This window comes from Microtetraspora fusca (assembly GCF_001570365.1).
In the GTDB taxonomy this organism is placed as follows: domain Bacteria; phylum Actinomycetota; class Actinomycetes; order Streptosporangiales; family Streptosporangiaceae; genus Microtetraspora; species Microtetraspora fusca.
The window spans coordinates 170,107-192,007 of record NZ_BBYK01000049.1 but is presented as its reverse complement, the minus strand read 5'-3'; the positions used below and the strand labels follow the sequence as shown (position 1 = coordinate 192,007).

19 protein-coding genes and 1 tRNA gene are annotated in these 21,901 nt (G+C 69.2%); 11 read left to right on the top strand and 9 right to left on the bottom strand.

From position 1 onward, the window contains the following. Positions 1–22 precede the first annotated feature (22 nt). The 4 genes from AWQ68_RS19795 (at position 23) to AWQ68_RS19780 (ending at position 3,627) form a co-directional block, all read left to right on the top strand. A complete protein-coding gene (locus AWQ68_RS19795; RefSeq protein WP_066942338.1) occupies positions 23–1,414 on the top strand; it encodes a replication initiator in 1,392 nt (463 codons plus the stop codon). Next, complete coding sequence (locus AWQ68_RS19790; protein ID WP_066942337.1) at positions 1,414–1,605, top strand: helix-turn-helix transcriptional regulator; 192 nt, start codon at positions 1,414–1,416, stop codon at positions 1,603–1,605. Before AWQ68_RS19795 ends, AWQ68_RS19790 begins: the two co-directional genes overlap by 1 nt. Continuing rightward, complete coding sequence (locus tag AWQ68_RS19785) at positions 1,602–2,966, top strand: tyrosine-type recombinase/integrase (protein WP_066942336.1); 1,365 nt, start codon at positions 1,602–1,604, stop codon at positions 2,964–2,966. Before AWQ68_RS19790 ends, AWQ68_RS19785 begins: the two co-directional genes overlap by 4 nt. A gap of 262 nt (positions 2,967–3,228) precedes the next feature. After that, positions 3,229–3,627, top strand: coding sequence for a VOC family protein (locus AWQ68_RS19780; protein WP_066942335.1), 399 nt, complete (start codon positions 3,229–3,231; stop codon positions 3,625–3,627). 299 nt (positions 3,628–3,926) lie between these two features. On the opposite strand, the gene AWQ68_RS19775 is transcribed toward AWQ68_RS19780, so the two are convergent. The 3 genes from AWQ68_RS19775 to AWQ68_RS19770 form a co-directional block, all read right to left on the bottom strand. Further along, on the bottom strand, positions 3,927–5,816 hold the full coding sequence (locus AWQ68_RS19775) for a DUF2075 domain-containing protein (RefSeq protein WP_174554123.1): 1,890 nt from the start codon (positions 5,814–5,816) through the stop codon (positions 3,927–3,929). Between the two features lie 127 nt (positions 5,817–5,943). Further along, positions 5,944–6,207: a nucleoside triphosphate pyrophosphohydrolase family protein gene (locus AWQ68_RS42575; protein WP_157545485.1), complete on the bottom strand. Its 264-nt coding sequence runs from the start codon at positions 6,205–6,207 to the stop codon at positions 5,944–5,946. Positions 6,208–7,013: 806 nt separating this feature from the next. After that, positions 7,014–7,098: transfer RNA gene (locus tag AWQ68_RS19770), tRNA-Tyr, on the bottom strand. A gap of 125 nt (positions 7,099–7,223) precedes the next feature. Here AWQ68_RS19770 and AWQ68_RS19765 point away from each other — a divergent pair. From AWQ68_RS19765 to AWQ68_RS19740, 6 genes are all read left to right on the top strand, one after another. Further along, on the top strand, positions 7,224–7,700 hold the full coding sequence (locus AWQ68_RS19765; RefSeq protein WP_066942333.1) for a GNAT family N-acetyltransferase: 477 nt from the start codon (positions 7,224–7,226) through the stop codon (positions 7,698–7,700). Positions 7,701–8,014: 314 nt separating this feature from the next. Next, positions 8,015–8,548 (top strand): RNA polymerase sigma factor, encoded by a 534-nt coding sequence (locus tag AWQ68_RS19760; RefSeq protein ID WP_066942332.1) that lies wholly within the window; start codon positions 8,015–8,017, stop codon positions 8,546–8,548. Then, positions 8,545–9,714, top strand: a complete 1,170-nt coding sequence (locus tag AWQ68_RS19755; protein WP_066942331.1) for a CU044_5270 family protein — start codon at positions 8,545–8,547, stop codon at positions 9,712–9,714. The genes AWQ68_RS19760 and AWQ68_RS19755 overlap by 4 nt, the downstream gene beginning before the upstream one ends. A gap of 173 nt (positions 9,715–9,887) precedes the next feature. Then, complete coding sequence (locus AWQ68_RS19750) at positions 9,888–10,379, top strand: YajQ family cyclic di-GMP-binding protein (protein ID WP_066942330.1); 492 nt, start codon at positions 9,888–9,890, stop codon at positions 10,377–10,379. A 685-nt stretch (positions 10,380–11,064) separates the two neighbouring features. Continuing rightward, positions 11,065–11,607, top strand: coding sequence for a helix-turn-helix domain-containing protein (locus AWQ68_RS43590; RefSeq protein ID WP_169808950.1), 543 nt, complete (start codon positions 11,065–11,067; stop codon positions 11,605–11,607). Between the two features lie 224 nt (positions 11,608–11,831). Next, positions 11,832–12,797: a hypothetical protein gene (locus AWQ68_RS19740; RefSeq protein ID WP_157545483.1), complete on the top strand. Its 966-nt coding sequence runs from the start codon at positions 11,832–11,834 to the stop codon at positions 12,795–12,797. A 126-nt stretch (positions 12,798–12,923) separates the two neighbouring features. Here the strand turns inward: AWQ68_RS19740 and AWQ68_RS19735 are convergent, their stop codons facing one another. Genes AWQ68_RS19735 through AWQ68_RS19715 form a run of 5 tightly spaced genes read right to left on the bottom strand, consistent with a single transcriptional unit; the run spans position 12,924 to position 19,658 of the window. Further along, positions 12,924–14,204 carry a peptidase C39 family protein gene (locus tag AWQ68_RS19735; RefSeq protein WP_084464184.1) on the bottom strand — a complete coding sequence of 427 codons (1,281 nt, stop codon included), beginning with the start codon at positions 14,202–14,204 and terminating at the stop codon, positions 12,924–12,926. A gap of 15 nt (positions 14,205–14,219) precedes the next feature. Continuing rightward, on the bottom strand, positions 14,220–16,109 hold the full coding sequence (locus AWQ68_RS19730) for a dipeptide ABC transporter ATP-binding protein (protein ID WP_066942327.1): 1,890 nt from the start codon (positions 16,107–16,109) through the stop codon (positions 14,220–14,222). Further along, positions 16,106–16,945 carry an ABC transporter permease gene (locus AWQ68_RS19725; RefSeq protein ID WP_066942326.1) on the bottom strand — a complete coding sequence of 280 codons (840 nt, stop codon included), beginning with the start codon at positions 16,943–16,945 and terminating at the stop codon, positions 16,106–16,108. The genes AWQ68_RS19730 and AWQ68_RS19725 overlap by 4 nt, the downstream gene beginning before the upstream one ends. A 34-nt stretch (positions 16,946–16,979) precedes the next feature. Next, positions 16,980–17,951 carry an ABC transporter permease gene (locus AWQ68_RS19720; RefSeq protein WP_084464183.1) on the bottom strand — a complete coding sequence of 324 codons (972 nt, stop codon included), beginning with the start codon at positions 17,949–17,951 and terminating at the stop codon, positions 16,980–16,982. A 54-nt stretch (positions 17,952–18,005) separates the two neighbouring features. Beyond that, positions 18,006–19,658: an ABC transporter substrate-binding protein gene (locus AWQ68_RS19715; protein WP_066942325.1), complete on the bottom strand. Its 1,653-nt coding sequence runs from the start codon at positions 19,656–19,658 to the stop codon at positions 18,006–18,008. A gap of 203 nt (positions 19,659–19,861) precedes the next feature. Here AWQ68_RS19715 and AWQ68_RS19710 point away from each other — a divergent pair, with 203 nt between their 5' ends. Continuing rightward, complete coding sequence (locus tag AWQ68_RS19710; protein WP_066942324.1) at positions 19,862–20,911, top strand: hypothetical protein; 1,050 nt, start codon at positions 19,862–19,864, stop codon at positions 20,909–20,911. Positions 20,912–21,028: 117 nt separating this feature from the next. Here the strand turns inward: AWQ68_RS19710 and htpX are convergent, their stop codons facing one another. Continuing rightward, a complete protein-coding gene (gene htpX / locus AWQ68_RS19705; RefSeq protein ID WP_066942323.1) occupies positions 21,029–21,877 on the bottom strand; it encodes a zinc metalloprotease HtpX in 849 nt (282 codons plus the stop codon). Positions 21,878–21,901: the final 24 nt, after the last annotated feature.

Genomic DNA, 21,901 nt, shown 5'->3' with positions numbered 1-21,901 from the left:
CGAGTGAAAGGAGGTCTCCATCTTGCCCGCATCTCTCACCAATGCGCACGCGATCCGCGGGGCGATCGCCCGGCTCGATGACCCGAACTACTCCCGGTGGGAAGCCCAGATCCGCCGCGCGGGCGGCTGTCGACAGCCGATCCACCTCCGGGGCCGAGTCGAGCACTGGGACCAGGCCACCGGCGAACTCCTACACCGCTACAGCACCCGGACCGAACCCGACGGCGTCCTTCGCGTACCGTGCAAGACCCGCCGCGCTTCCCGCTGCCCGTCCTGCGCCGAGACCTACCGGGCCGACACCTACCACCTGATCCGCGCGGGCCTCGTCGGCGGCAAAGGCGTCCCCACGACGGTGACCGGTCACCCGTGCCTGTTCGTCACGCTCACCGCACCGTCCTTCGGCCTCGTTCACACCCGCCGCGAGAAGAACGGCAAGATCCACCCATGCCACGCCCGGCGCGACGCCACTCGATGCCCGCACGGGCGTGTCCTGGCCTGCATGGCGCGGCACGGGGCTGATGAGGAATGCCTTGGTGAGCCGCTGTGCCCCGACTGCTACGACTACACGGGCTCGGTGCTGTTCAACGCCACGGCCCCGCTGCTGTGGAAGCGGTTCGCTGAGGCGCTTCGCCGGCACCTGGCCAAGAGCGGTGGCCTCACGCTCGCCGAGATGCGCGCGCAGCTCGTCGTCTCTTTCGCCAAGGTCGCCGAATACCAGCGGCGCGGCGTCGTCCACTTCCACGCCGTGATTCGACTCGACGGCCCGGACGGGCCGACATCGACTCCCCCGGCCTGGGCGACCCTTCCTCTGCTGGGGCAGGCCGTTCAGCACGCCGCTTCGGTGGTTACCGCCACGATCCCGGCCGTGGAGGGGGAGCCGGCGCGAGTCCTGCGCTGGGGCCGCGAGATCGACGCCCGCCCCATCACCCTCGACGGCGACCTGACCGAACAGGCCGTCGCGGGCTACATCGCCAAGTACGCCACCAAGGCCGCCGAATGCGTCGGCACCCTCGACCGGCGCGTCTTCCCTACCGAGGACCTGGCCGCGCTGCCGGTACGCGAGCACGCCCGGCGGCTCATCGCCGAATGCCTCCGCCTGGGCGCGCTCGACGACCTGGCCGACCTCCGGCTCACCCAGTGGGCACACATGCTCGGCTTCCGCGGCCACTTCTCCACAAGGTCACGCCACTACTCCACCACCCTCGGTGACATCCGGGCCGACCGCGCCGAACACGCCATCGGCCAGGACATCACCACCGGCCGCCTGCCCCTCTTCGAGGAAGACACCGTTCTCGTCATCTCCGAGTGGCACTACGTCGGGCGCGGCTTCACACCCGGTGACGCCCTCCTCGCCGCCTCGTTGACAGGCACGGCCTTACCGTCGCCCTCGGCTGCCCTTGGAGGTGACGCCTGATGACGCGCAATGACCGGCTCCTCACCCTGCCCGAGGTGCTCGACGAGCTCGGCGGCGTCTCCCGCCGGACCTTCTACCGTTGGCGCGAAATCGGCCACGCACCCAAGTGCATCAAGCTCCCGAACGGAGAACTCCGCATCTGGCGTAGCGAGCTCATGGCGTGGCTTGAAACCCTGCGGGAGGCTGCGTGAGCACCTCCTATGACGTGAAGTTCTTCGAGACCTACCGGAACAAGTCCAGCAAGACGCCGTCCTACGTCGTCCGGTGGCAGGTGGCTAGAAAGCGGTCTTCGAAGACCTTCCGGACCAAAGCACTCGCCGAGAGCTTCCTCTCGGATCTGCGGCAGGCAGCCAAGCGGGGTGAGCTGTTCGAGGTCGAGAGCGGGCTACCGGCCTCGATGATCAAGGCGAAGACCGCGCGTTCCGTCTTCGACTTCGTCCGGGCGTACATCGAAATGAAGTGGCCTCACGCGGCGGCCAAGACCAGGGACAGCATGTCTGACGCGCTCTCCACGGTGCTGCCCGCACTGACCAAGGATCGTCCTGGCCGTCCCGATCCGGACACGCTGCGAACGGCCCTGCGCAAGTGCGCTCTCATCCCCGAGGACAAACGGCCAGACGCATCTCCGGAGATCGCCAAGGCCGTCCGCTGGCTCGAGTCAGCCTCCCTCGACCTGACCGAACTCAACGAGACCAAGACCGTGCGGCTCGCCCTCGACGCACTCGCGCTCCGCCTCGACGGCAAGGCGGCCAGCGCGAACACGGTCAGGCGCAAACGGGCCGTCCTGCATGCGGTCCTTGAGTACGCCGTAGAGCTGGAAGAGGTGCCGTCCAACCCGCTGCACAGGGTCAAGTGGAAGCCACCCAAGACGACGGAGACCGTAGACCCGCGTGTGGTCGTGAACCCTCGACAGGCAGAGGAGTTGCTGACGGCGGTCACCTATGTGGGCAAGCGGGGCAGGGGCCGGCGGCTGATGGCCCTGTTCGCCTGCATGTACTACGCGGCTCTCCGCCCTGGTGAGGCCGTCGCCCTCCGTCAGCAAGATTGTCACCTGCCGGAAACCGGCTGGGGCCGGCTCCTCATCGATGTCTCTCGCCCGGAGGTCAACACCCAGTGGACCGACACGGGCGACGCCCACGAGGAACGCGGCCTCAAGCACCGCGGCCGTGACGACGTTCGCCCCGTGCCGATCCCCCCGGCGCTGGTCAAGATTCTTCGGCAACACATCGCAGAGTTCGGCGTCGGCCCGGACGGCCGGATCTTCCGCAGCGAACGCGGCGGAGTGGTCGCCTCGACGGCCTATACCGAGGTCTGGCAGGATGCCCGGCTCCTCGCGTTCACACCAGCCCAGGTCGCCTCTCCGCTCGCTCGACGGCCGTACGACCTTCGGCATGCGGCCGTCTCCCTCTGGCTCAATGCCGGAGTCTCCGCCCCCGACGTGGCCGAGCGAGCCGGTCACAGTGTTGATGTCCTTCTACGGGTCTACGCGAAGTGCCTCGACGGCCAGCAGGATATCGCCAACCGGAGGATTGATGACGCTCTGGCGGCATGAAAGATTGAGCCTTTCAACCTGGCGTCCAGGTCGGTCCATGAGATCGCCGGCGACGTGGGGCGGCTTCCGGCCCAGCGCCGTGGCCTACCGGTCCGGGGCGTGTCCGCAGCCGGGACGAGCGGAGCCCATCCATCGGTCCGGCGTCGTGCCGGGAGTACTGCCAGGCCGAGGTGGCGGAGGCTCGGCCTAGGACTTTCGACGGAGTGCGGAGGGGTCCCTCGCCCGATGCCGGGTCGATCGATGCGTCCCTACCGTAGCCCGCATGGAGATTCCCGAGCATTACAAGTACGCGGTCATCCCCCACATCATGGTCGACGGGGCCGCAGAGGCGATCGAGTTCTACGTCAAGGCGTTCGGTGCCTCTGAACTCTTCCGGCTCGACGGGGATGAAGGGCGGATCGTCCACGCCGAGATCAGCGTCCAGGGCTCCACTCTCATGCTCGGTGACGCCGACGCGCGGTTCCCGCCCCCTGGTGAAGGCGGTGCATCCGTTGTCCTGCACGTCTACGTGCCGGACGTGGACGCGCTGACCGCCCAGGCCGTGGCCGCCGGGGCCGAACTTCTCTCCTCTCCGGCCGACATGCCCTACGGGGCTCGGCAGTCAATGCTTCGTGACCCGTTCGGCCACGTCTGGATTTTCCTGACCCCTATCGTCGCCTGAGCCAGGGTCCTGCGAGGCCGCGCTGCGGCGCGCCGCCCTCGCCCTCGGCCGGCCTGGTCTTTTTCAGTGAGCCCTTTCCCCACCTGATGTGAGTCTCCCGGCACGAGGCCGGACCGATGGGTTCCACTCGTCCTGGCTGCGGACACGACCCGGACCGGCAGGCCGCCGCGCCGGGCCGAAGTCCGCCACCGCTGACCAGCCCGGACGGCTCCATCAGCCCTGTGGCGCTTAAGACCGCATTCTCCATGGAGGCATCCTGACGTACGGATTGCGGCTTTATGGATCGATTGCCAGGTTTTCTAGCGTGACTTTGGCGTGGGAGAGGGGGCATCAGAGAGCGCCGAGGTCCCGAGGGGAGGTATCAGATCCGCAAGGAAGTCGCGGGTGGCCTGGTCGGCTGCGTAGATGATGGTTCCGCGCATTCCTCGTGTGAGAAGTACTTTGTAGACGTTGCGAGCGAGCTTGTCGAAGTCGGCATCCGGTACTGCCTTCTTGCTTTTGAAGGCGGGGTCTTTGTTCTCAGAACGAACTGTCACGAGGGAACCATCGCGAGCCACCAGGTCGGGGCCGATGATGACGCCAGACCAGTCGTACTCGAAACCTTGGGCGGTGTAGATGCATCCGACCTGGCCGAAGCCGCTCGGTTCGGTCGCCCACAGCATGCTGGGCGGTGCGTCGCCCACGGCTCGGTCCTTCTTGACGTTCCAGGGCCGTGACCAGTCGCCGATGACGACGTCATCCACGAGGGAGTCGTCGGGGCGCGGCTCGCTCCACGGCCAGCAGAAACCGGCGGTCATGCGAGCGGTGCCAGGCTTCGCGCGTAGGGCTGCCTCGAGTTCCTGAGGGGAGTTCGCGAGCCGTACCTCGAAGTCCTCGTCGCCGCCCCATGCCGCCGGGCCTTCCCCGTCGAGTCCGAGCAGGTGCAGGACCCATTGCTCGTACTTGCGGCTGCCTCCGCAGCGGAATTGTTCGTCCAGGGAGACGCGGTTGATCGCGTAGCCGCGTGACCGCGCGTACTGCTCGATGGCGTGCACGGTGCCAAGTTCACCGGGCCGTACGACCTGGTGTTCGTCGAGCAGGAACACCGGCACCCGGGCGGCGGCCATCAACTCATCCAGTTGGGGTCGGCCGGTGCGCTTCGCCGCGGGGGTGAAGCGGTTGGTAGATGTTTCGCGGATGCGGTGCGCTTCATCGCAGATCAGGACGTCCAGGCTGTTCTGCTCGGCATCGGTGAAGCTGTTGAAGTACATGAAGAGGTTCTTGATCCGCGTGCTGCCGCGGCCCGGATAGCGGCGCATGGTCTGGGTGAACGATTGCGAGCCGGTCGCGTGCAGCGCGGTCCTGCCTTGCCGGTAGAGCTCACCGAGCAGGGAGAGGGCGATCACGCTCTTGCCGCTTCCGGGGCCGCCGGTGACGACGACGACCTGTTTGGAGTCGGCGCGGCGTGCCTTGTCGACGGCGCGCATGACCATTTCGTAGGCGACCTGCTGCTCGTCGAGGAGGGTGAATTGCTCCCGCTCGCGAATCTCGTTGGCGGCGTACGCCATGAGCTGCTTGCTCGGCGCGACCGGGCTGCTCAGCAGCCGGTCGGCGGCTTCGGCGCCCGGCTTGTCGGCCAGACGTTCGCGTAGGTAGGTGTGAAAGTCGCCGCGGTGCTGCTTAGTGAAGAGCCTGCTCCGCTCATCCCGCACCTGGTCATGCAGGCCGTCGATATCGAGGTCCATGGCATTGTGCAGGTAGGCGGCACCGTGGACGGACTGCGGCCGCTCTCTGAGCACGCTCAGGAAGTCGGTCATGTACTCGCAGTAGCGCCGGACCTGCTCGGCGGGATTGAGCAGTTCCCTGCCGGGCATGCCGTCCACGATGACCAGATGCTCGCCCTGGTCGGACGGCTCCGCCCGACTCCATTGCTTGAGCTCGATGACGACGTAGGAGTCCTCGCCGGTACGCGGGTGCACGCCGGCCAGCACCACGTCAGCGCGCTTGCTGGTCAGCGGAAGCTTGTACTCGACAAGCATCTCGACCTTGCTGAGCCCTGCGTCGGCCAGGTCTCTGGCCAGTGCGGGAAGGCTCCGCTCCCATGATCTGGCCTCGGAAGGAGAGGGGCCGTGGCCGGTTGTCACCCGCAGATGCTCGCTGATCTGCTCAGCAAGCGCCGCTTCGTTAGGCGAAACAATCAGGCTCTCCACGGATAGCCGTAACGCCGTCACAGGCTTCCCCCAGGCAGCACGAAAGAATTCGTGCGGTGTGGGGGCGTATCCGCTTCGGCGTCAGCCGTACAAGCGCGGAAGCCCGTCGGGCCGCATCACATGGTCATCACGAGGTTAGTGGAGGCGCTTTTCTCGCGACACCGCGAAAGAGATCAGGATCGTAACGACGCTCACTCTCGTCCAGTTCGGCGTTGGCCAGCTCGACAAGGTCGACGTCTGGGAGATCGACCAGGCGAATTGGGCATGCGGTCACGTCAGCGAGTGGAGACCGCACGCGGGCGAAGGTTTCCGCGTCTAGGCTTCTCGAATCTTCCGGCGTCAGCCACTGGAACTCTGCTACCAACTCGCCGACCTCACCTGCAAGGGCCATCACCAGGATTAGCCGGGCTACCGCGTCTGGCGGCCATCGCCTGCGCCCTCGGCGCAGTGGCACTGTCGGTGGGCTCCCGGCGCGCACAGCGCCGCCGATAAGCCATCCGGGACCCTGCGGCCTTCCTGCGTCCTGAGCCATCAAGCCATCAAGCCATCAAGCCATCACCAGCCCGTCATGCGCCGGTGCCACCACGCAGCCGCGGGCGCTGCTCTCGGGTCGGGCAAGGTGCGGTTACGGAACTGATCGTCCAGTCGATCCACAACCAGGCGTAGCTCAGAGCGAGCAGCGGCGGGAAGAGCCTGCAAGGCGTCTTCCAAGCGATCACGAGCCTCTACCGGATCACAGCAGGGGCAAGACCAGTTCACGTAGACGTACCGGCCTCGACCTCGGAGAAAGCTCGCGTAGGTATCCAGGGCGTCGGCTATGGCATTGGGCCAGAAACGTTGATCTTCCAGTAGTCGTATCGCGCCATTGGCCTTGGCTGAGAGCCCACGTATGTGCTTACGCGGCGTGCGCTCGGATGACCTGCTCCACCGCACTCGCAGAGCACCGGGGGGCTTACGCGGCATGGCCCTTTCGAGTCAGCATGATCCACATCATGTCACGTCGTCGCAGACAATGGGAGGGTCGCTCCCGTGTCACGCATGTGCCACAACGAGGTCCGTGACCTGCGGAAACACCACCAAGATCATTGCACGCATATTGGTGGACCGGTGACAGACGATCGCTCAGAGCGGCACATGGCTGCATGGGCCGGGAAAGCAAAAGAGCCCCCGGAGGGGGCTCTGAGCTGGGAAAATCCCTGGTGGCAGGTCCAGGGTTCGAACCTGGGTAGGCTGAGCCGACGGTTTTACAGACCGCTCCCTTTGGCCGCTCGGGCAACCTGCCTTGTCTTCCGCTTCTCGCGGCGACAGGTAGAAGAATAGCGGACTTCGGGCGTGGACGTGACACCGGTTTGTCCCGACCCCAGACCGTACGGCTGGGCGGCGTCGGGCTCGCGAGATGATGGACCAATGATCAGATGGGCTGACAAGGAAGATCTCGCCGGGCTGGTCCAGGTCGAGCTCGCGGCCGACCAGACGTTCGTCCCGTTGGGCATCGTCTTCCCGCCCGGCACGACGATGATCGAGGAGTGCGACGACCCTGGACGTGTGATCGTCGCGGGCCGGCCGCCGGTGGGGTTCGCCCTCCTCGGCCAGGTGGACGGCCTGACGCATCTCGACCAGCTCGCCGTACATCCGGACCACCAGGGTCAGGGCGTCGGGACGCGGCTGATCGAGGCCGTCTGCGACGCGGCCGCGGCCACGAGCGACGCGATCACTCTCACGACGTTCCGTGATGTGCCGTGGAACGCCCCGTGGTACGCCCGGCGCGGTTTCGAGGTGCTGCCGCCGGAGAGCTGGGGGCCCGAGCTGCGGGCCCTGGTGGAGCACGAGCGGGCGCTCGGCCTGGAGATCGCCCCCCGCGTCGTCATGCGCAAGACCCTCTGAATCTACGGACCGCAAAGGTCGCCAAGATACGAGCGGAGCCGACAGCGGCTTGAGGATCGGCGCCTGACACGCCCCATATGAATCGCTCGTCTCCCAGTGCTCCGAGCTTCCACGGCTCGGGGCACTGCGTCGTTCCAGGGGCGGATCTCCGCGGTGGCGGCCGACCAGGGCCAGGCGGCGCGCCCGGCCTTCTCGACCGCGCTCCGGCATCCCGAGCGCGACAGCGCTTCCTATCGGTCCACCGGTCAGGTCGGTAATGCTGCCGATATTTCGGACATGCAGGTGGTGACCGATGATCCAACGAAGGAGGCCGGATGGGATCCGATCCCCATGGCCGGTTCGTGCAGATATACGAACATGCCTACCGCCCGATACTCGGGTACGTCCTGCGCCGCTGTGAGGATCCCGACGACGCTGCCGACGTGGTGGCCGAGACCTTCGCCACCGCGTGGCGGCGCATCGACGAGATCCCGTCGGGGGACGAGGCACGGCTCTGGCTGTACGGCGTGGCACGCAGGACCCTCGCCAACCACCGGCGCGGCGAACGGCGACATGAGCAGCGCACCGCCGCGCTGCGGGAGCAACTCGCCGCCTCCCCGGCACTGGCCGGCTCACCGCCGGGCGAGTACACGCAGCTCGGCCAGGCCTTCAGGACGCTGAGCGACGACGACAGGGAGCTGCTCTCACTGGTCGCCTGGGAGAAGCTCGACACCGAGCAGGTGGCGCGCACGCTCGGGATCACGCGCAACGCCGTACGCGTCCGCCTGCACCGCGCGCGCAAGCGGTTCGCCCGTGCCCTGGCCGATGCCGGGATCGACCTTCCGCTCGTGGAGAGGACCGCACTGTGAACCTGACCGATCTCGCCAGAGTGCACGACGACGACCTGGACGGCGACCCGGCCGGGCAGGCGTCCGGAGCGGGGGCCCGGACGCTGCTGGCCTCGATCATGTCCGAGCCGCCGGGGCAGAGTGGCAGGCCGCGCGCGAAGCGACTCCGCGTGCCGGTACCGTGGCTGGCGTCCGCGGTGGGCCTGGCCGCCGCCGCGACCCTGGTGGTCACCTTGGTGGTGACGCCGGACGGGCAGATCCCGAACCCGTCGCAGACCACGGCCTCGCCGGAGATCCAGCCGTCGGCGCGCCAGATCCTGCTCGCCGCCGCGACCGCCGCCATGAAGGCGCCCTCGTCGGGCGCGTACTGGCGTACCGTCACGATCACCGGCATGGACGCGACCTCGCCTGATCGTGGCTACATCATCAGACGACGGTTCTCGAAGGAGCAGTGGCTGGCGCGGCGGCAGGGCGGGCAGAGCTGGTGGATCACCCAGAACCTCGGCGCGAAACCGTTGACCGGCGAGGACGAGGCCGCCTGGCGTAAGGCCGGCTCGCCCACCCAGTGGAAGTATCCGCTCGACATGACCGGACTTGTCGGGGTCAACTCCTCGGAGGTGGTACGAGCCGCCGCGGAAGAGAAGGTGGCCCAGCGGCTGCGCGGCAAGTGGAAGGGCTCAGCCGGGTCGTTGACGGCGGAGCTCGTCACCTGGGATGAGCTCCGCCGTATACCGAGCGACGAGCGAGAGCTGCGCGCCTATCTCGAACGGCGCATCACCTCCCAGGCCAAGAGCCACGGCTACGAGAACGACCCAAAGGATCTGGAGCTGGCTCTGCAGGGGAACTGCATGGAGATCGTCTTCAGTCTGCCGGTCTCCCCTGCCGTCCGTGCCGCCGCCTACCGCCTCCTGGCCACCCTCCCCCAGATGACAGCTCTGGGCAGGGTGAAGGATCCGCTCGGCCGCACAGGTGAGGCTCTGGGCTACCGGGTGAACGGCAGGGAAGGAGAGGGGGTCTACCAGATCGTGCAGGTGATCGACCCCGAGACGGGTCTGCCGCTCTCGCAGTCGTCGACGAGCACGATCGAACTCGCCGACGGACGTACCGCGAAGGTCGAGAACTTCACGGCCTACCGGCAGATGGGCTGGACCGACGAGGAGCCGTCCCTGCCCACCAAGCGCGATTGACGGCGGAGGGGGCGAATCCTGCCTGCATCCCAGCATCGGATGATGCTCGATAGGCTGATCCATACGTGAAGCTGTCACGGGTCGGTCCCGTGGAAAGCCGCGCGCATCGTGGTGACACCTGTGTGGGCGCCTCCCGACGATGAGCCGGACCAACAGTGAGAGAGGTTTGTGCTTTGGCAGATTCGTCATTCGACGTGGTCAGCAAGATCGACCGCCAGGAGGTGGACAACGCACTGAACCAGACGGTCAAGGAGGTCGGGCACCGGTTCGACTTCAAGGGAACCGGAGCGAGCATCTCCTGGTCCGGCCAGAACGATGTCGAGATCAAGGCGAACAGCGAGGAGCGCGCGAACGCCGTTCTCGACGTGTTCAAGGACAAGATCGTCAAGCGCGGCCTTTCCCTCAAGGTCCTGGACGCGGGTGAGCCGAGGCTGTCCGGCAAGGAGTACCGCCTGATGGTCGGCCTCAAGGAGGGCATCGACCAGGAGAACGCCAAGAAGATCTCCAAGCTCATCCGGGACGAGGGCCCGAAGGGCATCAAGGCGCAGATCCAGGGCGACGAGCTCCGGGTCAGCTCCAAGAAGAAGGACGACCTTCAGGAGGTCATCTCCCTGCTCAAGGGCAAGGACCTCGACATCGCCCTGCAGTTCACGAACTACCGTTGACCGAGCGGTGATCCGGACGGGTCACCGCTCCCGTATCGCGGTGCCCCGTCCGGGTCGCCGGTCCGGCCCCCGGCGTCCCCACGCTCCGGTCCCCGTTGCCTCTGCGGCTGTCGATACCGCCAGGGCTCAATCCGGGACCAAGCCCTCAGCCTCGCTGTGTCCCGCCAAATCACCAAGATTGGCATAATCTCGCTGGAGGACTCCACCGCAGGGCACATCGAGGGCACGTGAGACCACGAGAACGGCGAGAGCCACGGCCACCGGCGACCGCGCTCACGGCTCGCCGGGCGGGACACGCGTCTGACCTGCCCACCCCTTGGGCGGAGACCGTACGCAAGCCGACGCGACGACCCCTGTCACGGGCGGTCACGCCACCACCGGTCGTATCGACAACAGCGGCCTTCCGGCCAAGGCTCGCAGCGTCGAAGGCAGCCACACCGCGGGCTGCCGTCCCCGAAACGGCCGCGCCAGGCGCGGCAAGGCCCGTGGCCCCGAAACAGGCCGCGAGGCCGGGCCAGGGCGGCGGGAGGCCCGGCACCTCGCCACGGCGGCCCGAGCACGGTCGCGCACGATCGTGGCCACCGCGCCGAGCCGTGGTGCCCGCGTCTGCCCCCGCGCCACGACCCACGGCGGTGAAAGCAGCCGTACCCGAAACGGCCGGAGCACGAATGGCGGCGGTGTGGCGGTGACCAGCCTGTCGGAGCAGGTCCGGGCGGCGATCGCCGGAAACGTCCGGCACGCCCGCCGCACGCGAGGGCTCAGCATCCGCGATCTGGCCGACCGATGCGGGTTCAGCAAGGCTCTGCTGTCGCAGATCGAACGCGGCCTGGCCAACCCCACGGTGGAGGTCCTCTCCGGCATCGCCGAGGCCCTGGATCTCTCGTTCGCCGACATCACCAGGACCCCGCTGTACGAGCCGCAGGTGATGCGGCGGACGGCGGCCGACGCGGCGGCGCGCACGCTGCTGAGTTCGATGGATCGGCGTCGCTTCGAGATCTACGAGTCCCTGCTGCCGCCCGAGCACGCCCATGAAAGCGCGCCGCACGGCCGGGGGTCGGAGGAGTTCGCCTACGTGCTCTCCGGCGCGGTGACACTGGAGATCGAGACCTGGACGGTCCGGCTGCGCGCCGGGGACGCGGTCCGGTTCTCGTCGGAGGCCGAGCACAGCTACCAGACCGGGGCGCGGGCCGCCCGCCTGCTGACCCTGGTCTCCATGCCCGCCGACTGATCCGCCGCGGCGCCCGTCGAACCCGCGTAAGCGATCTCCCGCCCCTGTAAGTGACGCCGATCCAATGAGCCACGCCCAGCGCCGAAGCCCCGCCGCCGATCCCGCAAGCCGAGCGGCCAGGGCCTCCTCGGGCGCAGACGAGTCAACCCCTCCCTCTGTACGGCCGAACGGGTCCCGCCTGCCCGTACGGCCGCTCACGCCCAACCCAGGCGCCAGGTGATCGCATGACCTCCACACCCCCCGAAGCTCCCCTGCCCATGACCGCGCGGCAGGTGCCGCCGGAAGCCGTACGCCCCGGCCTGCTGACCAGGTTGAGAGCCGCGTCGGCGACCTCGGAGACCACCCCTGAGACCGACGGCACCGGCGTCGTCGACCTGCTCGAACGCAGCGGCTCGGTCATCCTGCCGATCGGCATTGCCCTGTACGCGCTGCTCTATCTGGGCATCCAGCAGGTCTACGGGGTGTTCAACGTCAGCCCGGAGCAGGCGGGCATCGACCAGGCGACCATGTTCGGGCGGCTGGTGGGCACGCTGATCCTCCTGGTGATCGGCGGCACCCTGGTCGTCGGGACCCTGGTGGCGGTCGGCTGGCTGGTGAACAAGGCCACCCTCGGCTGGTCCGCCTGGCTGTTCCATGCCGTACGGCGACGGCCCTGGCTGATCGCGTCGCTGGGCGCGCTGTGGTGCGGTCTGAGCTACTGGGGGTTCCTGGGCTACCTGGACCTGGACGAGGGCGCGACGGTCGTGTCCGTCGTGCTCGTGGCGACGATCATCGGCGTTCTGGCCTTCCTGGTGCCGTTCCGGCTGCTGCGCTCGCGGCCGGTGGGCCGGTCCGGCATGAAGATCGTGGTCGCCGGGTTCACGGGGATCGGTCTCGGATTCGCGCTCATGGGCCAGATGGAGAGCGACGCCACCGAACTGGCCACCACCGGGCGCTCCAGCATCCTGCTGTCCATGGTGGGGTTCCAGGACCAGTGGGCCGTCGCCGTCGACCGCGCGTCGGGCAAGCCGTTGCGCGGGGGCGAGGAACTGCTGCTGCTGGGCGAGCGCGAGGGCTCCTACACGTTCTACGACTGCGCCAGGAAGGAGACGTTCCGCATCTCGATGGAGGCGACCGTCCTGCGCCAGATCGCCCTCGATCCGGACCGCCCTGAGGGGTACCAGTGCGAGGCGCCGAAGTCGGCGTCCTGACCTCCGTGCGAAAGAGCCCGGGCCCGAGCCACCGACGGTCGTGTGGAACGCCGTTGGGTCGGGCCGTGGGCATCCGGCGCGCTGCCGGGCCCGGCCAGGCCGTAACGGCTCTGACCGGGCACGGCCTCAGGCCGCGCGCAGCACCACCATGCTGCGATAGCTCGGCGTGCCGTACCAGGCCAGCCGGTCCAGCGTCGCGGAGGGCAACGGCAGGTCCAGGGCGTCGAGGTAGGTCTCACCCAGGTCCGCGTCCGTCCACGGGTCGTTGGCGTAGAAGATGTCGCCGTCCACGCTGTGTACGGTGATCCAGTGCGGCGAGGGCTCGGCGTGCATGCCGAGCTGCTCGATCAGCACCAGGGCGATGGCCCCGTCGGCCAGCACGGCGCGCAACCGGTCGAGATCGAACACCGTCGTCTCGACCGTGATCCCGCGCTCCGCCAGGTCCGCGCGGAAGCCCGACTGGATGAACCGCCGCAGGTCGCGTTCCTCGTCCGTGGTGCACAGTTCGAGCAGGGTCGGCTGTTCGGTGGAGAGCAGCACCTCGGGCACCGCGCCCCGGTCCGCCGCCGCGAGGGCCAGCCCGAGCGGGTCGCAGCCGGCCACGGTCGTGGCCTGGCGCCACATGCGCATCTCCTCGCCCCGGTCCGGCTGATCCTGCAGCCCCAGCCCGCACAGCGCGAGCTGCAGCGCCACCGGCCCGCAGGTGAAGTCCGTGGTCTGCCGCATGTACGGCAAAGCCCGATCGGGAGCCGCCCCCCGCCATCGCACCTGTCCGTACCCGGTGTCCGCAGGGTCGGCGGTGACCGGCGCGGCCCATACCGGAACCGGTGCCTCTCGGTAGCCGCGTTCCAGGGACCGTCGCCAGGCGGATTTCCCGGCGGCAGCAGGGTTACCGGGGTCCGCGGGGTCCCCGGCTGGACGGCCGGTGGAGCCGTCGAGATCTTCCAGGGCGCCACCGAGTTCGTCATGCTCGGAGTCTTTGGCGGCGAACCACCGCTTGACGGCGACCGCGCCCTCCCGCCAGGCCCGCTCCTCGATCGTCTCGACCAGGAGGTCGGCGACCCGCTCGTCCGGGGCCCACACATCGACGATCTTCCGATAGGCGGTCAGCGGCCGGTGCACCTCGAAGGCCGCCCCGACCAGCACGCCGTCCACCCGCGCCGTGACCAGGGTGCGTACCTGGATGCCTCCGGCGAGCCGCCAATGGCGCAGCGTCTCCTCGGGCACGTGGTCGAGGAGCCCCTCGGCGACCTGACCCACGTCCCCGTGCACGGGCAGAACGGCGATGTCGAGCCCGTCGACAGCCCGCGCAGCCACAACCAGACCGTCGCCGTGTCCCGCGGCGATCCGCCCGGGCTCGTCCAGCCGGGCACCGGCGTGGGTCGGATGGACAACACGTTCAGACATGTACGCGCAACCTCTTCAGTCCGCTTGGTCCGCCGCCGGGATCGAGGCCAGCAGCCGTTGGGTGTATTCGTGTGCCGGAGCGCCCAGCACGGAGTCGACAGGGCCGGTCTCCACCACGCGCCCGTGGTGCATCACGTAGACGCGATCGGCGATCTGCCGGGCCACGGCCAGGTCGTGGGTGATGAACAGCAGGGTCAGCCCGAGCCTGCGCCGCAGGTCGGCGAGCAGGTTCAGGACCTGCGCCTGGACCGACACGTCGAGCGCGGAGACCGACTCGTCGCAGACGAGCAGGTCGGCGCGGGGCGCGAGGGCGCGGGCGATGGCGACCCGCTGGCGTTCGCCGCCCGACAGCGCCCGCGGCCTGCGCCGGGCGTACGCCGCCGGAAGCCCCACAAGCTCCAGCAGCTCCCCCACCTCGGACTTCGGCCGGCCCGCGGCCCGCAACGCCTCGGCCAGCGAGGTGCCGACGGTGAGCCCGGGGTTGAGCGCGGAGTAGGGGTCCTGGAAGACGATCTGCACCCGCCTGGCACCGGTGGCGCTGCCGAGGAAGGTGATGCGACCGGCGTCCGCCCGTTCCAGGCCGACGACGCACCGGGCGAGGGTGGTCTTGCCCGACCCCGACTCCCCGACCACCGCGACCGCCTCTCCGGGCGCGATCTCCAGATCGACCCCGTCCAGCGCCGGTACGGCAGAGCCGGGGAAGCGCTTGGCCAGCCCCTCCACGGTGAGCAACAACGGTGACGCCGCCCCCCTGTCCGGCTCCACCGATGGAGCGGCCGCGGGCACGGCGGCCTTCTCAGGAGTGCCTGCCTCGTCGGTTGCCTCCGGTCGCAGGGCGAGCGCATCGGCGGACGCGGCGGGCACGGGCAGGACAGCCGTTTCGGGGCGCACGCAGGCGGCCCGGTGACCGTCGGCCACCTCGGCCAACGACGGCTCTGCCGTACGGCAGGCGTCGATCGCGAACGCGCACCGCTCCGCGAAGGCGCACTCCGCGCCGACCGACCACGGCCGGGGAACCGAGCCCGGGATCGTCGGCAGCACCGTGAGCCGATGGGTGAGCGGCGGATCGCAGGCCGCGAGCCGGGCGGTGTACGGGTGCGCGGGCGCGTCGAGCACGCGCGCGGTCGATCCCTCCTCGATCAGCCGCCCCGCGTACATCACCATGACGCGGTCGGCCCGGCTGCGGGCGAGGCGCAGGTCGTGGGTGATCAGGATCAGCCCCATGTCGCGTTCGCGCTGGAGGCGGGCGATCAGCTCCAGGACCTCGTGCTGCGTGGTGACGTCGAGTGCCGTGGTCGGCTCGTCGGCGATCAGCAGCTCGGGGTCGGCGGCCAGCCCGGCGGCGATCGCCACCCGCTGGCGCATCCCGCCGGAGAGCTGGAACGGGTACTTGCCGGCGACCTCGGCGGGCAGCCCTACCTCGGCCAGCAGCCGCGCGACGCGCTCGTCCCGGCCCGACCCCGAGATCGCCCAGCCGATCTGCTCGCCGCAGCGATGCACCGGGGACAGCGAGGTGAAGGGGTCCTGGAGCAGCAGCGCGATGCGCCCCCCGCGCACGTCGCGCCACGCGCCTCCGGGAGCGGCCAGGTCGATCTCCAGGCCCGGCCGCCTTCCCGTGCTGTTCCGGCTCGAAAGCCCGTCCTGGCCATCGGAACGCCCGGGATGCCCGGGGTCGCGGGCGGGGAGGTCCATCCTCCCGGTGGCGTGCACTCCCTCGGGCAGCAGCCCGGTCAGTGCCTTGACGGTCATCGACTTGCCGGACCCGGACTCCCCCACGATCGCGACCGTCTCGCCCGGCGCCACGGTGAGATCGAGCCCGGCGACGACGGCGCCGGCGGCCGACATCACGCGCAGATCGCGTACGGCGAGCAACGAAGCACGTTCCGCCGCCGTCGATGTCGTCATCGGGCCACCACCCGTCGGTCCAGCAGATCGGAGAGCCAGTCGCCGAGCAGGTTCACCGCCGTGGCGGTCAGGATGATCAGCACACCCGGGACGACGGCTGCGAGCGGGTTGTCCCCGAGGAGCTGCCTGCCGTCCGCGAGCTGCCGCCCCCAGTCGGGCGCTCCCGGCGGGACGCCGAGGCCCAGGTACGACAGCGAGGACAGCGCGACCAGCGCGAACGCGACGTTCAGCAGCAGGTTCGCCACCACGATCGGCACGATGTTGGGCGCGATGTGCCGGAACATGATCCGCGACGGTCGGATGCCGAGCACCCGCGCCGACTCGATGTACGGCCGCGGGGCCTGCTCGATGACCGCGCCGCGCACCAGTCGCACGTCCGACGGCGAGAAGAGCACGATCAGCACGGCGACGGTGACCCAGTAGCCCCGGCCGACCAGTCCGGCGACGACGATGGCCAGCAGCACCGCGGGCAGCGCGAGCAGCAGGTCGGCGTAGCGACCGGCCAGCATGTCGACGATGCCGCCCCGGTAGCCGGCGTACGTGCCGAGGAAGAACCCGATGAGCATCGACCCGACCGCGACCACCAGCGGGCCGGCCAGGGCGGACCGCGCGCCGGCCAGCGAGAGCTGGAGGATGTCGCGCCCGAGCTGGTCGGTCCCGAACAGGTGGCCCTCGACGCCGCCGCCGACCACTCCGAGATAGATGTCCTGCTCCAGCGCGTTCGGCGCGATGATCTCCTGCGCGAGGGCGCAGATCGCGACGAAGGCCAGCAGGGCGGCGGACAGGATCGCGACGACCGGGACGCGCCTCCGTCCGGCGTTCGACTTCCGGCTCATCGTCCCACCGCCCCGGCCCGCGGCTCGATCGCCCTCATCGCCGCACCGTCCGGGCGCGTACGCGCGGATCGATGATCAGGTACGACAGGTCCACCAGGAACGCGGTCGCGGAGACCACGAGGGCGACGGCGAGCGTCAGCGCCTGCACCACGGGGATGTCCTTGAACAGCACCGACTCCTCCATGAGCGACCCGAGACCGGGCAGGGCGAAGGTGACCTCGATGAGCACGGTGCCGCCGAACAGGTAGGCGACCATCAGGCCCAGGCTGGTGACGATCGGGATCGCGGCGTTGCGCAGGACGATGCGCAGCGTGGCGGCCTCCGACAGCCCGCGCCCCCGGGCGAAGGTCACGTAGTCCTGGTCGAGTTCGCGGATGACGGCGGCGCGGGTCAGCTTGACGACGAAGGCCCCGAGGCCCAGGGCCAGCGCCACGGCGGGCAGCGCGAGGTGCCAGAGGGCGTCGAAGAATCCCTCGCCGGTGCCGTAGATCGGGAACCAGCCCAGGCCGAGCGCGAAGACGTACAGCAGCAGGAGGCCGACCGCGAACCCGGGCGCGCTGACCCCGACGACGGAGGCGGTGACCAGGACCCGGTCGAGCCAGCGGCCGCGGCGGACGGCGGTGAGGACGCCCGCCGGGACCCCGACGAGGACCGACAGCAGGAACGCCAGCCCGGCGGTGGCCGCGGTGATCCCGGTCTTCTCCAGCATCAGCGGTCCGATCGGGCGCCCGGTACGGATGGAGGTGCCGAAGTCGCCGGTGACGGCGTGGGTGAGCCACCTCCAGTACTGCTGCAGGAACGGCTCGTCCAGGTGGTGCCGGGCGCGGATCTCGGCCAGGGCCTCCGGGGTGACGTTGCGGGTGCCGAGCAGGTTGCGGGCGACGTCGCCGGGGGCGAGGTACAGCAGCGCGAACACCAGCAGCGAGAGGGCGAGCAGCAGCAGCACCGTCGCCCCGGCCCTGCGCAGCACGAAGGCCGGCACCGGGCCGGTCACCAGCCGCTTCACGGTCTCCTCACCGGCCCGTCCACCCGCCCGTCCGTCGACGCGGAGTCATGCCGATCACTTGGCCGCGTAGAGGTGGTCCGGCCAGTTGGCCAGCAGCGTGTAGGAGGTGTAGTCCCGCACGCCGACCGCGCTGCTCAGGGCGATCGCCGACTGCCCCCACCACAGCGGCAGGTACGCCACGTCCGCCGCCTGGGCGCTCTGCGCCTCGACCAGCAGGGCGGCGCGCCGGGCCGGGTCCGACTCGGCGCCCGACTTCGCCATGGTGGCCGCGACGCCGTCGTTCGCGTACTTCGCCGGGTTGCCCTCGCCGAGGAACCAGCTCGCGAGCTCGGCCGGGTCGCCGGTCGTGTTGAAGTACCACATGTAGCTCAGCGGCGGGAAGGTGTTCAGCTCGGCGAGCCACTGCTCGATGGGCAGCTCCTTGACCTCGAGCGTGATGCCGATCTTCTTCAGGTCCGCGGCGAAGGCGAGCGCGGCGGTGCCGAGGTGCGGGCCGGTGTTGGGGTACGACAGCGACGCGGTGAAGCCGTTCGGCACCGATGACTGGGCGAGCTCCTTCTTCGCCTGCTCCAGGTCGTAGGCGTACTGCGGGATCGCGGCCAGCTCCTTCGTCGCCTGCTCGGGTGTCCACAGGCCGCCGAACTGCTCCGGAGTGGACAGCGCGGTCGCGACCTGGCCGCGGCCGTGCAGGATGTTCTTCACGATCGCGTCGCGGTTGATCGCGTGGGCGACGGCCTTGCGCACGTGGACGTCGTCGAACGGCTTGGCCGTGACGTTGAAGGTGAGCCCCGCGTACGAGCGGTCGGCCGCGTACACGACGCGGGTGCCGGGGGCGGCCTCCCACTGCCGTGCCTGGGCGAGCGGCACGTTGAGCGACATGTCGGCCTTGTTCGCCTGCCACGCCAGCAGCCGCGTGTTGTCGTCGGCGATGAACTCGAAGCGGATCTTGGCGACCTTGGGCCGGGGACCGCGCCAGGTGTCCACGCGGGTGAGCTCGACGTGCGAGTCCGGGGCGAACTCCGTCACCTTGTACGGCCCGGAGCCGACCAGCGGGGACTGCGCGGTGCCGATCTGGTTCTTCGCCTTCTCCCAGACGGCCTTGGGCGCGATCCACAGCGCGTCGACGTTGGACGGGATCCAGCCGAACGCCTCGTCGGCGGTCTTGCTGGTCAGCGTGATCTCGTTCGCGCCCGACTTGGTGGCCTTGTCGAGGTTGGCCCAGTAGCTCGCCGTGCTCGGCGACACCTTCGCGTCCCTGGCCATCTCGATGGAGTGGAGGATGTCGTCGGCGGTGACGGGGCTGCCGTCGTGGAACTTCGCGTCGTCGCGGATCGTGTAGACGTACGTCGTCGGCGACGCGCGCTCGACCTTGGAGGCGAGCGCGGGGACGATCGCGCCGGAGGTGTCGACGCCGACCAGGCCCTCCATGCAGATCCCGGCGACGTAGTAGTTCAGGATGCCGGACTCCTGGCCGGGATAGAGGTTCGACAGCGACCCGGGCAGCGCGACCCGGAGCAGTTCGATCTCCTTGCCGGTGTCCGTGCCCGCGGCGGCGCTCCCGCCCGATCCGGACGTCCCGGACTCGCGCGCCGGCGCCGCTCCGCACGCCTCAAGCAGCGTGGCCGCGGACAGGATGGTCACACCGGTGACGGCCGCCTTGAGCAGCCCGCGACGGCTGAATGCGCCGCGCTCGTCGATATCCGCCATGCCACACCTTCCCGGCACCGTGATCTGTCTACTCAAACGCCCCAAATGGCTAGAAGCAGTAAACACCATCCATATGCGGATCTTCCACCGCTTTTCCTACTTGAACAGTAGGAAAGGAAGTGATGTGCGACACATCGTGGCCGATTCGTAACGCAACCTTTCGCCCACGATCCGCATCTATCAGGTGACGAAAGGAGCAAGCGATGACAAGGAAAACGGCGATCCTCGCCGCCGCGGTCGCCGCGACGGTCTCCGTCCTGACCGCCCCCGCCGCCGCCCAGGCGCGTACGGGCGCCGCCGCAACCGCGGAGACGAGAACGGGAGCCTCCTCCGCCGCGAAGGGGGAGGTCCGCTACGCCCGGGTGAAGGCGTGCCTGAAGAAGGGCGAGGAATACAACATTCCCTGCGGGCAATGGACGATCGTCATGCGCGACGGCACGATCCGCACGCTCACCGACGCCCGGGTCAACCCTGTCACCGCCGCCGGCAAGGTCGACAAGGAACTGGTGTCCGAGTTCGCCCTCAGCGGCGACGGTCGGTACGCGGCCTACTTCCGCAAGTCGGACAGCAAGCTGGTGGTCCGCGACTTCGCGACGAACCGGGTTCGGGCGCTGCCCGGTACGACGGCCCGCCTGCCCAAGGGCGTCGGCATGGGCGACGTCGATGCCAAGCTGTCGCAGGACGGCCGGCGCATCCTGCTCGACTACTCGGACGCACACGACAAGCTCCCCACGCTGCTCGTCGACCTCAAGTCGGGCAAGGTCAGCAAGATCTCGCCGAAGCTCTCCCCCCAGGGCTTCAGCCCCGACGGCCGCCGCATTCTGGCGACCCGCTACACCGGCGAGAACACCACCGAGTTCGTCGTCCTCGACGAGAACGGCGCCACGACCGCCCGCCGCGTCGTGCCGCAGGTCGTCGCCAACAACATGCCGCAGGCCGTGGCGGACGACGGCAACAGCGTCGCCGTCATGATCAGCACGTCGTCGAACAAGCTGCGCCTGCGCGTCTACGACCTGGAGGCCGACAGTGTCGGCGCCGCCGTGGACGTGAAAGTGCCGAAGACCGAGTCACCCCACCAGATCAGCTGGGACGCCTCCGGCGCGCTGACACTGTGGGATCTGCGCTCGAACAAGGACGGCGACACGACCGGCATCGTGCGTCGCTCTCTCGACCCCGAATCGGGCGCCACGAGCACGATCGACACGATCAAGCTCGGCTCCAAGGTTTACGTGTGGTGGCTGCCGGGCGAATGACCCCACGCCCCACGGACCCGCGTACGAACGACAGACCGGTCACGCACCCTCGCCTCGACGTGACCGGTCTAGTGCTGGGAGGGGCACTCCAGCTCACGCGTCCCTCCGAGGAGGAGGTCAGCGACGGTAGCCGGCCATCCGCTCCAGCCGGGCGACCCGCTCGGCGGTCGACGGGTGGGTCGAGAACAGCTTGCCGACGCCCGCGCCGCGGAAGGGGTTCGCGATCATCATGTGGCTCGCCGAGGCCAGCCGGCCGTTCTCCGGCAGCGGCAGCCGCCGGGTGCCCATCTCTATCTTGCGGAGCGCCGAGGCCAGCGCCAGCGGGTCGCCGGTGAGCCGGGCGCTCGACTCGTCGGCGGCGAACTCGCGCGAGCGGGAGATCGCCATCTGAATCATGGACGCGGCCACCGGGCCCAGGATCATCATGAGCAGCGCGCCGAGGAAGCCCGGGCCATCGTCGTCGTCCGAACCGAAGAACATCCCGACGTATCCGAAGTACGTGATCATCGTGGCCAGCGCTCCGGCGACCGACGAGATCAGGATGTCCCGGTTGTAGACGTGGGACAGCTCGTGCCCGATCACTCCCCTGAGCTCCCGCGCGTCCAGCATCGTGAGGAGGCCGTGGGTGACGCAGACGGCCGCGTTGCGCGGGTTCCGTCCCGTGGCGAACGCGTTGGGCTGCATGGTCGGGGAGACGTAGATCCGGGGCATCGGCTGGCGCGCGTCGTAGGACAGCTCGCGGACGATGCGGTAGAGGACCGGCTGCTCCACCTCGCTGACGGGGCGCGCCCGCATCGCGGAGAGGGCGATCCGGTCGGAGAAGAAATAGGCGATCCCGTTGGTCAGCAGCGCGATCACGAGGGCCAGCCGCACACCGGAGCCGCCTCCGAGCCAGGCCCCCGCGACCAGAATCAACGCGGAGAGAGCCCCCAGAAGGATCGCGGTACGCAGGCCGTTGTGGTGCACGCCCCCTCCTCACGAGCTCCCGAT